This window comes from Actinacidiphila bryophytorum, assembly GCF_016916835.1.
GTDB lineage: Bacteria > Actinomycetota > Actinomycetes > Streptomycetales > Streptomycetaceae > Actinacidiphila > Actinacidiphila bryophytorum.
Window position 1 is genome coordinate 119,128 of the sequence record NZ_JAFFIX010000017.1, and the last position, 13,763, is coordinate 132,890.

The 13,763-nt window shown below is 69.8% G+C and carries 13 protein-coding genes and 1 tRNA gene; 5 read left to right on the forward strand and 9 right to left on the reverse strand.

The genetic code is table 11. The annotated features are described in order from the left end of the window. The first annotated feature begins 45 nt into the window (after positions 1-45). The 4 genes from JT723_RS35400 to JT723_RS23280 all read left to right on the forward strand — a co-directional run bounded on the left by JT723_RS35400 (position 46) and on the right by JT723_RS23280 (position 2,792). Complete coding sequence (locus tag JT723_RS35400) at positions 46-312, forward strand: DUF2630 family protein (RefSeq protein ID WP_259437601.1); 267 nt, start codon at positions 46-48, stop codon at positions 310-312. Further along, a complete protein-coding gene (locus JT723_RS23270; RefSeq protein WP_265934428.1) occupies positions 309-641 on the forward strand; it encodes a GNAT family N-acetyltransferase in 333 nt (110 codons plus the stop codon). The genes JT723_RS35400 and JT723_RS23270 overlap by 4 nt, the downstream gene beginning before the upstream one ends. 109 nt (positions 642-750) lie before the next feature. Further along, the gene (locus JT723_RS23275; RefSeq protein WP_205046704.1) at positions 751-2,250 is read left to right on the forward strand and encodes an AlkA N-terminal domain-containing protein; all 1,500 of its coding nucleotides are present in this window, start codon (positions 751-753) and stop codon (positions 2,248-2,250) included. After that, positions 2,247-2,792, forward strand: a complete 546-nt coding sequence (locus JT723_RS23280; RefSeq protein WP_205046705.1) for a methylated-DNA--[protein]-cysteine S-methyltransferase — start codon at positions 2,247-2,249, stop codon at positions 2,790-2,792. Before JT723_RS23275 ends, JT723_RS23280 begins: the two co-directional genes overlap by 4 nt. Positions 2,793-2,849: 57 nt before the next feature. Here the strand turns inward: JT723_RS23280 and JT723_RS23285 are convergent, their stop codons facing one another. From JT723_RS23285 to JT723_RS23300, 4 genes are all read right to left on the reverse strand, one after another. Beyond that, positions 2,850-5,498, reverse strand: a complete 2,649-nt coding sequence (locus JT723_RS23285) for a YfhO family protein (protein WP_205046706.1) — start codon at positions 5,496-5,498, stop codon at positions 2,850-2,852. Positions 5,499-5,677: 179 nt separating this feature from the next. After that, a complete protein-coding gene (locus tag JT723_RS23290; protein ID WP_205046707.1) occupies positions 5,678-7,882 on the reverse strand; it encodes an MMPL family transporter in 2,205 nt (734 codons plus the stop codon). A 193-nt stretch (positions 7,883-8,075) separates the two neighbouring features. Beyond that, positions 8,076-8,672, reverse strand: coding sequence for a TetR/AcrR family transcriptional regulator (locus JT723_RS23295; protein WP_205046708.1), 597 nt, complete (start codon positions 8,670-8,672; stop codon positions 8,076-8,078). A 212-nt stretch (positions 8,673-8,884) separates the two neighbouring features. Then, positions 8,885-9,541, reverse strand: coding sequence for a GTP cyclohydrolase II (locus JT723_RS23300; RefSeq protein WP_205046709.1), 657 nt, complete (start codon positions 9,539-9,541; stop codon positions 8,885-8,887). Positions 9,542-9,780: 239 nt separating this feature from the next. On the opposite strand from JT723_RS23300, the gene JT723_RS23305 reads away from it, so the two are divergent. Next, a complete protein-coding gene (locus JT723_RS23305) occupies positions 9,781-10,710 on the forward strand; it encodes an AEC family transporter (protein ID WP_205046710.1) in 930 nt (309 codons plus the stop codon). A 129-nt stretch (positions 10,711-10,839) separates the two neighbouring features. Here JT723_RS23305 and JT723_RS23310 read toward each other — a convergent pair. The 5 genes from JT723_RS23310 to moaC all read right to left on the reverse strand — a co-directional run bounded on the left by JT723_RS23310 (position 10,840) and on the right by moaC (position 13,730). Beyond that, positions 10,840-10,913, reverse strand: a tRNA-Ala gene (locus JT723_RS23310). A 68-nt stretch (positions 10,914-10,981) separates the two neighbouring features. After that, positions 10,982-11,983, reverse strand: coding sequence for a divisome protein SepX/GlpR (gene sepX / locus JT723_RS23315; RefSeq protein ID WP_205046711.1), 1,002 nt, complete (start codon positions 11,981-11,983; stop codon positions 10,982-10,984). Positions 11,984-12,100: 117 nt separating this feature from the next. Then, complete coding sequence (locus tag JT723_RS23320; protein WP_205046748.1) at positions 12,101-12,721, reverse strand: GNAT family N-acetyltransferase; 621 nt, start codon at positions 12,719-12,721, stop codon at positions 12,101-12,103. Then, positions 12,718-13,251, reverse strand: a complete 534-nt coding sequence (locus tag JT723_RS23325; protein ID WP_240166059.1) for a MogA/MoaB family molybdenum cofactor biosynthesis protein — start codon at positions 13,249-13,251, stop codon at positions 12,718-12,720. The genes JT723_RS23320 and JT723_RS23325 overlap by 4 nt, the downstream gene beginning before the upstream one ends. Further along, positions 13,248-13,730 carry a cyclic pyranopterin monophosphate synthase MoaC gene (gene moaC / locus JT723_RS23330; RefSeq protein WP_205046712.1) on the reverse strand — a complete coding sequence of 161 codons (483 nt, stop codon included), beginning with the start codon at positions 13,728-13,730 and terminating at the stop codon, positions 13,248-13,250. Before moaC ends, JT723_RS23325 begins: the two co-directional genes overlap by 4 nt. Positions 13,731-13,763 lie beyond the last annotated feature (33 nt).

The following is a 13,763-nucleotide window of genomic DNA, read 5'->3' on the forward strand; positions in this document are numbered from 1 at the left end:
CGACCTGCAAGAGTGGACAGCAGCGACCCCTGGGAGGTGTCCCCCGTGCAACAGCCCCACGACGCCAGTGCGGAGCAGGCCATACTCGGCCGCATCAGCAAGATGGTCGCCGACGAGAAGGCGCTCCGCGATCTGCTCGCCGACGCCGGACCGGAAGGTGCCGAAGAACGCGCGCGCCTGACCGCGCTGGAACACGAACTCGACCAGTGCTGGGACCTGCTGCGGCAGCGCCGCGCCCTGACAGAGGCGGGCGAGGACCCCGGCGGCGCCCGCGTCCGCCCCTCCTCGACGGTGGAGGGCTACCGGTCGTGACGAATCCCGGCGCACAAGGCGACGCCCCGGCGGTGACCGTCGCCGACGCCCCGCAGGCCCGGCGCTACGAGGCCATGGCCGGCGACGACCTGGCCGGTACGGCCGCGTACATCCGCACACCCGAGGTGATCGCCTTCATCCACACGGAAGTGGGCGACGCCTACGAGGGCCGCGGTATCGGCTCTGCACTGGCCCGTACCGCCCTGGACGACGCCCGCGCCCAGGGACTGCGGGTGCTGGCGATCTGCCCGTTCATCTCCGGCTGGATGGCCAGGCACCCCGAGTACGACGATCTGCAGTTCGTACCGGAGAGCAAGGTGAGCGACTGATAACCGGCGCATCCGCGCGCGGCGCCACCTGACCGCGCAGGCCCCACTCGGCACCGTGATGTCGTTTTCTCGCCAGACCGGCACCGTGACGAGGAGCGATGCTGGTGAGGTGCATACGGACTTCGACGCCTGCGTACGCGCCGTCCAGTCGAAGGACGCCCGCTTCGACGGGTGGTTCTTCACGGCGGTGCTGACCACCCGCATCTACTGCCGGCCGAGCTGCCCGGCGGCGCCCCCGAAGGTCGAGAACATGACCTTCTACCCGAGCGCCGCCGCGGCCCAGCAAGCCGGCTTCCGCGCGTGCAAGAGATGCCGCCCCGACGCCAGCCCCGGCTCACCGCAGTGGAACGAGCGCGCCGACATGGTCGCCCGCGCCATGCGGCTGATCGCCGACGGCGTGGTGGACCGCGACGGCGTTCCCGGGCTCGCCTCCCGGCTCGGCTACAGCGCCCGCCAGGTGGAGCGCCAACTGCTCGCGGAACTCGGCGCGGGACCCCTCGCCCTGGCCCGCGCCCAGCGCGCCCAGACCGCCCGGCTGCTCATCGAGACCACCACCATGCCCATGGGCGAGATCGCCTTCGCGGCGGGCTTCTCCAGTATCCGCACCTTCAACGGCACGGTTCGCGAGGTCTTCGCCCTGGCGCCCGGCGAACTGCGCGCACGTGAGGCCAAGGGCCGCCCCGCGGCCACCGCCGGCTCCATCGCGCTGCGCCTGCCCTTCCGCAGGCCGCTCACCCCGGACAACCTGTTCGGCCACCTCGCTGCGACCGCGGTCCCCGGCGTCGAGGAGTGGCGCGCGGGCGCCTACCGCCGCACCCTGCGGCTGCCCCACGGACCCGGCATCGTCGAGTTGCGGCCGGAGGCCGACCACATCGGGTGCCGGCTCTGGCTGACCGACTGGCGCGACCTTGCGCAGGCGATCAGCCGCTGCCGCCGCCTGCTCGACCTGGACGCCGACCCGCTCGCGGTGGACGCACTGCTGTCCGCCGACCCGGTGCTGGCGCCCCTGGTGGCCAAGTCACCGGGCCGGCGGGTGCCGCGGGTCACCGACGGCCCCGAGTTCGCCGTCCGCGCGGTACTCGGGCAGCAGATCTCGACGGCAGCGGCCCGTACCCACGCCGGTCGCCTGGTGAAGGCCTACGGCGAGCCCGTCGACGACCCGGCAGGCGGCCTCACCCACCTTTTCCCGTCGCCGGCCGCGCTGGCCGCCCACGACCCGGCGGAGCTGGCGATGCCGCAGACCCGCAGGAACACCCTGGCCGCCCTGCTGGACGCCCTGGACAGCGGCGACCTCGACCTGGACGTCGGCAGTGACTGGCAGCGCGCACGGGCGCAGCTGGAGGCGCTGCCGGGCTTCGGGCCGTGGACGGTCGAGACGATCGCCATGCGGGCGCTCGGCGACCCCGACGCGTTCCTGCCCACCGACCTGGGCGTGCGCTACGCCGCCCGCGACCTCGGCCTGCCCGGCACACCCGCGGCCCTGACCCGGCATGCGGCGGCCTGGCAGCCGTGGCGTGCCTATGCGACGCAATACCTGTGGGCGACGGGCGATCATCCGATCAACGTCCTGCCCACCGATCACCCTCAACCGGAAGGCGCTTCCCGATGACGACGACGGCTCGCACGGCCACGGCTGCGACCGGCACCGCATCCGCTCACACGATCGTGGACAGTCCGCTCGGCCCGCTCACCCTGGTCACCCGCGAGGGCGGTCTCGCGGGCCTGTACATGACCCAGCAGCGGCACCTGCCGCCGCAGGAGACCTTCGGCCCGCGGGTCGCCGTCACCGACATCCCGGTCCTGGCCCGTACCGCTGAGCAGATGACTGCGTACTTCACCGGCGACATCACCGACTTCGATATCGACTTGTCGACATCGGGCACGCCCTTCCAGCGCCGGGTCTGGACTGCGCTGTGCGACATCCCGTACGGCGAGACGGTCTCCTACGGCGAACTCGCCGCGGCCCTCGGCCGGCCCACCGCCTCCCGGGCAGTGGGCCTGGCCAACGGCAAGAACCCGATCAGCATCGTCGTCCCCTGCCACCGCGTGGTCGGCGCCGACGGCAGCATGACCGGCTACGGCGGCGGCCTGGAGCGCAAGCGCTGGCTGCTGAGCTTCGAAAGCCGCGTCCAGCAGCCGTTCCTGACCTGACTTCAGGCCAGGAAGCCGTCACCCGACCGGCGGGGCGTCAACCCGACGCCCCGCAGCTCACCCCTCGGCGAGCGCGGCACTCACCGGTTCGGGTGACGCGCCAAGCCCGCTGCCACCGTCGCCGCCACCGTTCGCCGCCCCACCCGAACGCCGTCGCCGCCACCAGCCGTAACCGGCCAGTGCGACCACTCCGAGCAGCGACACCCCGGCAACGGCTTCGCCCTTGTGCAGCCCGGGCGGGGTGAAGGTGCAGGAGATGGAGGTGGCGCTGCCGTCGGCCGGCAGCGGCACGGCCAGCAGGCCCAGATACGGACGGCCAGGGTGAACCGCGCCGTTACCCGCCGAGCACTGCCAGCCGCTGATGGCCGGCGCGGCGACGACCGCGAACCCGCGCGAACCCCGCGGCAATTGCGCCGAGAGCCCGTCGTCGGTCACCTGCTCGGAGGTCGCGGCGGTCGCGGCGATCTGCTGCTCCGCTGCCGCGAGCTTCCCCATGTTCAGGCAGCCGACGGCGTCGGTACGGAAGGCACCGCTCTCCAGAACCCGCATCGACAGCGGCACATGGCCGTCAGCCGGCGCGTCACCCACATGCTCAACGGCGGCCCGCCGCGACGTCGGGCGTCCGGTGAATCGGATCTTCGGACCGACGGGCACCTGCACATGGGCGTAGACGTCCGGCATGTACAGATAGACCTGGTCGCCGGCCGGGCAGACGGCGTCGAGCTTGTACGTGCTCCGCTTGGGGTCCTCGTAGCCGCCGATCATGTGCAGGCGGCCGTCGGCGTCCGGTGTGATGAGCTTCCCGTTGCCGTCATGCAGGGTGATCGGCCCGGGGGCGTCGTAGACGGTGTGGCCGAGCAGCAGTTCCTGGTTGCTGTACGGGGAGTCGCCGTAGCCGACGGCGGGCTTGTCGGGGTGCACGGTGACCAGCGGCGGCACCTGCTGCCGGGTGATGGTCGACGGGACCTTCGTCGGCGGGTTGCTCGGCTCGTGCGGGTCGAGCGGCTGGTGCGACCGCGCACCGACGGAGAAGATCACGTCGGTGACCGGGCTGTCGAGGCTCTGCAGCGCCCGGCCGTGCGAGGTCCACCCACCGCCGAGCTTGGTCAGCGTACGGGCCCAGACGTCGGGCGTCAGGCTGCTGTAGTAAGAGGCGCCCTGCCCGCCCACCATCAACGGGTCGTTGTTGACGGTCTGCTCGCGGCCGGGGTCGGTGCGGTACGTCGGCCAGTTGTCGGCCGATGCTATTGCCGCGACTTGCGAGTTCTCACGCTTGCCCCACGGGGCGTAGTCGTCGAGCCCCTCGATGCGCTTGCGATCGGTCCAGGCGTTGGTGAAGGCCGACTCGCCGACCTGCACCAGGAGCAGGGTGGCGACGGCGGCGATCACGAGCGCCCTACTGCGCCGCACCTCCGCGCGGCTGAGCAGCACGAACGCCCCGACCGCCAGCGCCAGGCCGACGACGAGCATCGGGTAGGTCCCGGGGCTGGCCACGTTGTCGTCCGCGCCGACCGCTGCGATCACCGCGACGACACCCATGACGGCTGCGCCCCAGCCGAGTTGGCGTAGCTTCGGCAAACCGTGCGCAAGGCCGAGCCATGCCGCAATGATCATCACACCACTGAGCACGAATGTCTGCCGGAAGGAACTGCCGTTGGGCGTGGCGAACGCATGCCATGCCAGGTGCGTCGGCTTCCACTGCATCGACAGTGTCACCGCCAGCACAAGACCGGTCCACACCGTGCGCGTACGCCGCGGCACATCCGGGTGGAAGGGCAGCACGAAGGCAAGCAGCAGGGCGGCGGAATCGAGGTACACAGCGGGCGTCGAGAAGGTGTAGGTGCCCGGCAGCAGCCGCTGGAAGACATCGGCCCAGGAAGACGGCCGGAACTCCGCGTCCGCGCCCGGGTAGGCGAGCCCGGTGCCCTTGACGATCGTCAGCAGCAGCGGCGCGGTCAACCCGATGCCCAGCACCATGGAGCGCGATGCGCGGCCGATGGGGGTCAGCCAGTGCCGCCGGGTGGCATCCGGCTCCATCAGCAGCAGGGCGATCAGCACCAGGGCCGAGCCGAGCGTAGCCATGTAGGCGATGTAGAAGTTCGCCGTCCAGCCGAGCGCGACCACCGCGATGGACAGGAAGGGTCGCCGCCCTGTCCGCGCCCATTCCACCACCATGCAGAAGAGCGGGAAGGCGATGAGGCCGTCCAGCCACATGGTGTTGTACGACGCCGTGGCGACCGTCCAGCCGCACATGGCGTACGACGCACCGAGCAGCCCAGCGGCCCACCAGCGCCCGCCGCGCAGCGTCAGCAGCAGGCAGGCCATGGCCGCGGCCGCCGCACCGATCTTCAGCACGGTGATGAAGTAGACCGCCAGGTCGATCCGGTCCCGCGGGAAGATCGCGACCAGCAGGGCGAACGGGCTGGAGACGTACGTGCCCAGGTCCGGCAGGAAGCTGGTGCCGTAACCGGACTGCCAGTTCAGCAGCAGTCCACCGTCGGCCTTGCCGTGCAGCAGGTCCCACAGGTGCGCATGGAAGGGGATGAACTGGTTGCCGAGGTCATTGACGCTGCGGGTGTGCTTCCCGAACGGGTAGTTGCCGGCGAATGCGTCACCGACGCAGAAGGCCAGCACCGCGGAGAAGGCGCTGAGCGCCGCGGCCCGCAAGCGGTTGGCGGCGCCGAGGGGGATTTGCGGAACTGCCATCGGTCGGTATCCCCCACTGCGCACGAGCCTGGTGATGTCGCCAGATCGTAGGCAGGTACGCCCATCGGAAGGATTGCGGCCATCGGGCGATCAGGTGAACAAGGAGCACCCTGCCGGTGGTCCGCACACGGGGTGCGAACCACTCGGCAGGGCACTCACCCGTACGGGTGAGGTACGGGCTAGACCACCGCCGGCTCCGGCTCGGGCTCGACAGCCGACTGCGGCTGGGCGGCGAGGTTCTTGCGCAGCTGCTCGCCCTCCACGTCGACGTTGGGCAGTACGCGGTCCAGACGTCGCGGCAGCCACCACGCGGCACGCCCGAGCAGTGCGAGCACCGCCGGCACGATGGTCATACGAACGATGAACGCGTCGAATGCCACCGCAATGGCCAAGCCGAAGCCCATCATCTTGATCATCGATTCGGACGATCCGATGAACCCGGCAAAGACGCTGATCATGATGACCGCCGCCGCCGACACCACCCGCGCGCCATGGGTGAATCCCGTGACGACCGCCTGCCCAGGACTCTCGCCGTGGACATAGGCCTCGCGCATTCGGGTGACGAGGAAGACTTCGTAGTCCATGGCCAGGCCGAACACCACGCCGATCATGAAGATCGGCATCATGCTCATGATCGGCCCGGTCTGCTCCACCCCGAGCAACCCTGCCAGCCAGCCCCACTGGAAGACCGCCACCACCGCACCGAGCGCAGCAAGCACCGACAGCAGGAAGCCGAGCGCCGCCTTGAGGGGCACCAGCACCGAGCGGAACACGATCATCAGCAGCAGGAAGGCCAGGCCGACGACCAGCGCCAGATAGGGCACCAGCGCGTCGTTGAGCCGCTGCGAGACGTCGATGTTCATCGCGGTGGTGCCGGTCACCAGCACCTCGGCGCCGGTGGTTTTCGCGAACTCACCCGAATGGCCCCTGATGACATGCACCAGGTCCTCGGTCTGCGCGCTGCTCGGCTTGGACACCGGCACCACGCTCAGCGTCGCGGCGTCACCCTTGGGGTTGAACGCCGGCTCGGTCACCGTCTTGACGTCCGCGAATCCGGAGATCGTCTTCTTGACCTCCTGTGCCGCCGCCTTGGGGTTGTCGCTGTGCGCACCGTCGACCACGATCATGAGCGGTCCGTTGAAGCCCGCCCCGAAGCCGTCGGAGAGCATGTCGTAGGCCTTGCGCTGGGTGGTGCTCACCGGCTGCGAGCCGTCGTCGGGCAGCCCCAGCTGCATGCCGCTCATCGGGATGGCCGCAAGCCCCAGCGCGACCACTCCTGCCACCAGGAACGGAACGCGCCGCCGCACCACCAACCGCGCCCAGCGCGTCCCCATGTTCGGCTTGCCGTCGGCGACCGCCCGCCCCTTGCGCACCTTGCGGGTGAGCACCTTCGGGCCGGCGAAGCCGAGCAGCGCCGGGATCAGCGTCAGGGCGATCAGGACGGCAATGGCCACCGTCCCGGCTGCTGCGAGGCCCATCTTGCTGAGCATCGGAATGTTGACGACCGACAGGCCGGCCAGTGCGATGAGCACGGTCAGTCCGGCGAAGACGACCGCAGACCCCGCGGTGCCGACCGCGCGCCCTGCCGCGTCCTCGCCGTCCCTGCCCTCCATCAGCTCATGGCGGTGGCGAGAGACGATGAAGAGGGCGTAGTCGATGCCGACCGCGAGTCCGATCATCGACGCAAGGGTGGACGACGTTGCCGACAGGCCGAAGGTGCTCGCCAGTGCGGTGATCGACGCGATGCCGACGCCGACGCCCATGATGGCGGTCAGCAACGGCAGCCCTGCCGCCACCAGCGAACTGAACGTGATCAGAAGTACGACCGCGGCAATACCGACGCCTATGACCTCGCTGTTGCCGGTGGACGGCGACGCCTGCAACGCAGTGCCGCCCGCTTCGACCGTCAGCCCCGCGTCCCTGCCGTGCTGGGCGGCTTTCTCGATCGCCGTATGCGTGGCATCGGTGATCTCGGCCGACTTCGCCTGGTAGGTGACCGTCGTATAGGCGGTGGTGCCGTCCTTGCTGACCGCGTCAGCGGTGTACGGGTCGGCCACCGTAGCCTTCTGCGGGCTCTGCCCGAGCTCCGCGACGACCTTCTCCACCGCGGCCTTGTTCGGCCCTGCGGTGACCTTCTGGCCGCCGGGCGCCTTGAACACCATGCGGGCGCTCGCGCCGTCGGCATTCGTCCCGGGGAATCGCTCGTGCAGGAGGTCGAAGGCCTTCTGCGCCTCCGTGCCCGGCACGGTGAAGTTGTCCGCCGGCGCGGACGGTGCGGTCGCGGCGCCGACACCGGCGAGGGCGAGCAGCGCGACCCAGAAGAGGACGACGTACCGCCGTCGCCGGAAGCCGAACCGGCCCAGCTTGTAGAGGAAAGTGGCCATGGAGGCAGGGGCTCCCGTCAGGAGGGGTCGGAATTGGGCGTGTGGAACCAGCCCGACGACGAGAGCGGCGTGTCAGGTGGGGCGGGCTATGGGGGGACTCGAAGGATGTGCGGCGGCATCGGGGCATGCCTGACCGGCGTGACGGTGTGCTTGTGGGCTGATCGGTCCCGCTGGTGTGACGTCGCGGTGTGACTTACGACAAACCGAGCGCGGGGACGACGACGGCGTCGATGTATCTGTGGCTGTATCCGGGATCGGCGTCGATGCCCTCGATGATGGGACGCGCCATTGCGCCGCCGAACAGCATGTGTGGAATGAACTCGCTCGCCGGGTTGTCCGCGGCCAGCTCACCGCGGTCCACGGCTCGCTGCACCAGGACGCGGAAACTGTCCAGCTCCGGCTCGATCAGCAGTTCCCGCAGCGCGCGGAAAAGGTCCTCGTTCCGGAAGGCGGCGTGCGCGAGCCCGCGCATCAGCTCCTGGTCGCGCTTGGTCTCGTTCTCGTCGTGGCAACGGATCAGCTCGTGCAGGTCACCGGCGATCGACCCGGTGTCGATGTCCGCGATCGACACCGGCTTGGAATGCCGCAGAGCGGTGGCGACCAGTTCCGGCTTGCCCTTCCACTGGCGGTAGAGGGTGGCCTTGCTCGACCGCGTACGGGCGGCGACCGCGTCCATCGTCAACGCCTCGTAGCCGACCTCCCGCAGAAGCTCGACTACCGCCTCGTACAGCTCGCGCTCGCGCTCGGGGGACAGGCGGGTACGGCGCCCGGCGGATGCCTGAGCCGTCATTGTCCTGACCTCCGAATCCACTGGTTGGCGGGCACAGCGTACGGCCTCGTTCTGTGAGCCGCCCGCACAGTCGGCTACGGTGCGCAACGTCGTCATCGAAACGATGTCGTACACCTAGAGCGTAGACGACCCACGATCGAAACGCCACCGTTTCGATCGTGGGTCGTGTCACTCACTCGCCGCTCAACCGCACCACCAGCCCCGCAGTCCCCTCAGGCTGGGAGAGCGAGTGTGTGCCCAGTGTGCTCGACCTTCGCACGCAGGTAGCGGACATTGGCATCGGAGATGTGCACCCCGGTGGGCACCCGCTCGACGACATCAGTACCGAGCCGCTGCAATTGCCGAGCCTTGTCGGGGTTGTTGCTGAGCAGCCGGATCGCGCCAACGCCCAGAGCGTTGAGCATCTGCGTGGCAGCGGTGTAGTCGCGCTCGTCCTCGCCGCGGCCGAGCGCGCGGTTGGCTTCGTAGGTGTCCAGGCCGTCGTCCTGCAGCGCATAGGCGTCGAGCTTGGCGTACAGGCCGATACCGCGGCCCTCCTGGCGCAGGTAGAGCAGGTAGCCGCCGCTTTCGCCGATACGCTCCAGGGCCTCGCGCAACTGCGGGCCGCAGTCGCACCGCTGGGAACCGAAGACATCACCGGTGAGGCACTCGGAATGCGGCCGCACCAGCGGCACGGCAGCAGCCTCGTAGTCGCCGATGCCGAGCGCCAGATGCTCCTTGCCGTCGGCGAGGCCGGAGAAGGTGAAGACGTCCACGACGGTCTCCCAGCCGTCAGGGAACCGCAGCGGAACGCGCACCTTGGTACGGACAGCGGCGGCGGGCGGTACAGCGGACGTCACTGCGGGCACCGGACTTGCGTCTGCCGACATGTCGACTCCCTCGTAAGATCTTGAAAACTCAAGCTCTTACGGCTGCCGGAATATTTCCCCGCCCAGGCGTGGCGCATGTCACACGTCCGGCCCAACAGCCCTATGCGAAGCGGAGGTCGACAGGCGGGCGATCATCGGACTGCCTGCTCATACGACCCCGCTCATCGGCGCCCCGCACAGCTCAGGCATGCTGACGCGATGGACAGATCAGTCAGCGAGGGCACGGAGCGGGCGGGCGTGTGCATTCGGTACTGACCGGATTCCTGCCCATCTGGGCCGTCACCGCGCTCGGCTGGCTCGGCGGCCGCTACCGCCTCCTCGGTGACGGTGCTCAGCACGTTCTGGGCAGGTTCGCCTTCACCTTCGCCATGCCGTCGCTGCTCTTCCTGACGATGTCCAAGTCCCATGTCGGTGACCTTGCGACGGCCGGCGTCGGGGTCTTCGCAACGAGTCTGGTCGCCGTCTTCGCAGCAGGACTCGCACTCAGCCGCTGGGTCTTCCACCGCCGCCAGGGCGATCAGGCCATCGGCGCGATGTGCGCCGCCTACGTCAACTCGGCGAACCTCGGCATCCCCGTCGCCGTGCATGTACTGCACGACACGTCGTTCATCATCGCCGCCGCCCTCTTCCAGATGCTGTTCATCACGCCGCTGATCCTCGTGCTGATCGATCTCGACACCCACCGCGGCACCGGCGACATATGGCCGCGCATGCTGCGGCTGCCGTTCCGCAACCCCGTCATAGCCGCGTCGGCAGCAGGGCTGGTGGTCGCCGCCCTCGGGAAGGGTGACAGCCTTCCCGGCGAGTTGACGTCGCCCTTGCAGATGCTCGGCGGTGCCGCCGTACCCACGGCGCTCTTCGCACTCGGCATGTCCCTCAACGCCCGCACCCGCACGACCCCGGAGGGCCGCACCGAACGCCGCCTGCTGGTGGCCCTGAAGGTCGCCGTGCAACCCGCTCTCGCCTATGTCCTCGCGCGCTACGGCGTCGGGCTCTCCGGCCACGCCCTCTTCGCCGTGGTGATGTGCGCCGGACTGCCCACGGCGCAGAACGCGTTCATCTTCGCCGCGGAATACGACCTCGACACCGACCTGCCGCGCGACACCGTGCTGCTGTCCACCCTGCTCTCGATGGCGTCGCTGTCGTTGATCGCCTACCTGCTGGCCTGACGGCCCGAACCACTCCCTCACCCGCCGAATACGCCGCCGCCCCCGGAAACGACAAAGGCCCCGCCCGACCACATTGGCCAGCGGGACCTCGTCAACCGTCCTGATGCTGCTACAGGAACAGAATTGTTGTGGACCTGAGGGGATTCGAACCCCTGACCCCCTCGATGCGAACGAGGTGCGCTACCGGACTGCGCCACAGGCCCTTGCAACGAGGAAAACTCTAGCACCCCGGCACGGGTGGTCGTGAACGCGATATCGGCTGGCGGGAAGGCTACTCGTTCGCCGCACGCGGACGGTCGGGGTCGGCGTACTGGTCGAAGAGCGGAGTGCGGGCGGTACGCGGTCGCGGACGGGCCGTGGGGACCGCCTGCGGCGCGGTGGACTCGGGCGTCGCTGCCGTGCCCGAGCGCGCCGAGCTCCACGTGTCGGCAGCGCCCAGGTCCACACCGTCCGTGGTGCGCGGTGCGACCGGCGCGGTGACGTAGGTGGGCAGCGGGACCGGTACGGGGTCCCAACCGTCGTCAGCCGACTGCTGGGCGCGTTGCTGGTCGACCCACTCTGCGTGGTCCGTCTGCTCGACCAGGGCGCGGCGGTCGGCCGTACGCGGCGACGGCGCGGGAACCACAGGAGCAGGCGGGGCCGCCTCCTCGGCAGGGGCGGCGGGCAGTTCGGCACGCGAACGCTCCGGGCGCGGCCGGTCGGGCCGTGCGCGCAGGCGCCGCGCCGCTTCTGCGGCCTGGCGCTGGTCCAGGCGCACCTCGTAGCGGCGGCGCTCCTGGCGGCGCATCTGGCCGATGTAGACCGTCAGCAGGGCAGCCGGGATCGCGGGTGCCCACAGCAGCGCGACGCCGCCGACTGCCGCGGCAATGGCACCGACAGTGAACGCCAGGAACAGCAGCGTGGTCGTACGCCGCCGGCGGGCGAGCACCTGGGCGCGGGGGTCCTGGCGGGTCGGGCCGGGTGCCGCCGTACGGTCACGGCCGGGTGCGGGGCGCACCTCGGTCGCGGGCACGGCAAGGCCGCGGACGTCCACGACGTCCGCGGGGTCGAGGTCGTCCTCGACGTCGCCGCTACCGGGCTCGACGTTCTCACCTCGCGCTTTGGCGACGCGCCGCTCCATCGCCGCCCGCCCGGACAGCAGCCGGATGGCGGTGCTGAAGCGTTCCGTCGGACGCGCTTCGTTGAGCTCGTCCTGCCTACGGAGCCACATCGGCACCAGGTAGGCAGCCCAGGCCCCGACGATGACTGCGTAGATGAGGCCACTACTGCTCACGCGTTACACGGTAGGGGGGATCGAGACACGCCATGCGGAATTTGGCCCGGTGTGTCGCACGATCTGGCTGATAAGCCGAGATTTTTTTGCGATAGGCTTCATTTTCGAACAATTGTCTTATTTTTGGGATGCGCTCGGCTTCGCCTGGTGCCAGCGGTTGAGCAGACCCTCGGGTACTTCCTCGGCGGTCAGTGCGTAGACCAGATGGTCGCGCCAGCCCCCGTCGATATGGAGATAGCGCGGCCGCAGCCCTTCCTCCCGGAAGCCGAGCTTTTCGGCGACGCGGCGGCTCGGCCCGTTCTCGGGCCGAATACACACCTCGACTCGGTGCAGCCCGACACGCCGGAAGCAGTGGTCGACGGCGAGCGCGACGGACGTCGGCATCACTCCGCGGCCGGCCACGGCCTCGTCCACCCAGTAGCCGATGTGCGCGGAGCACATCGACCCCCAGGTGATGCCTGCGACGGTGAGCTGTCCCGCCAGCCGGCCCTGGTAGTCGATGACGAACGGCAGCATGCGGCCGGCGCTCGCCTCACCGCGCAGATGGCGCACCATTTGTCGATATGTCGGCCTTTGTGCGATGTGGCCAGGCGGTGCGGGCGGCACGGTCGCCTCCCAGGGGCGCAACCAGTCGCGGTTGCGACGGTTGACCTCACGCCATGCACGCTGGTCGCGCATTCTGATCGGGCGGAGGGTGATGTCACCGTCCACCAGTTCCGTCGGCCAGGACCCGTTCAGCTCGGTCTCCCAGGGACTGATGGTTCCGAAGGTGCGGAAGTCGGATGATCGCCGCCCCGAATCTGATCAACTGCGTGCACCAGGAGGGGGGTGACCACCGCCAGCCCGTCCTTGACTCCCCCGGTCGACCCGGGGAGGTTCACCACCAGTGTGCGGCCTGCGACGCCCGCGATGCCGCGGGAAAGCACTGCGGTCGGCACCTTCTCCCGCCCTGCGGCGCGGATCGCCTCGGCAAGACCGGGGATTTCGTAGTCCAGCACCTGGCGGGTCTCCTCGGGCGTGCGGTCAGTCGGTGAGATGCCGGTGCCGCCGGTGGTGACCACCACGTCGTAACCGGCAGCCGCCGCCGACCGCAGCGCCCGTCCGACCGGCTCACCGTCCTGGACGACCTGCGGCCCGTCGACGTCGAAGCCGAGGGCCTCCAGCGCGGCGACGATCAGCGGCCCGCCGCGGTCCTCGTAGACCCCGGCAGCGGCGCGGTTGGACGCGGTGACGGCGAGCGCCCGCATGGCGGCGGGGGCACCGGTCATGACCGGTGCCAGTCGCCGGACTTACCGCCGGTCTTGTCCTCGACCCGCACGTCGGTGATGACCGCCGCCTTGTCCACGGCTTTCACCATGTCGATCACCGTGAGGGCCGCGACGCTGACCGCGGTCAGCGCTTCCATCTCCACGCCGGTGCGGTCGGTGGTCTTCACCGTGGCGGTGATCTCCACTGCGTCGTCCGCGACTTCCAGGTCGACGGTGACCCCCGAGACGGCCAGGGGGTGGCACAGCGGGATCAAGTCAGGGGTGCGCTTGGCGCCCATGATGCCGGCGATCCGCGCCGTGGCAATTGCGTCGCCTTTTGGTACTCCGGCGCCGCGCAGCAGTTCGACGACATCCGGACTGACCAGGACCCGCCCGCTTGCACGGGCGCTGCGGGCGGTCACGTCCTTCGCGGAGACGTCGACCATGCGGGCCGCGCCTGCCTCGTCGAGGTGGGTGAGGTGATGCTGCGGGCTGCTCATCGTTCTCCCGGTGCGCTCTCTAGGGCAGACACC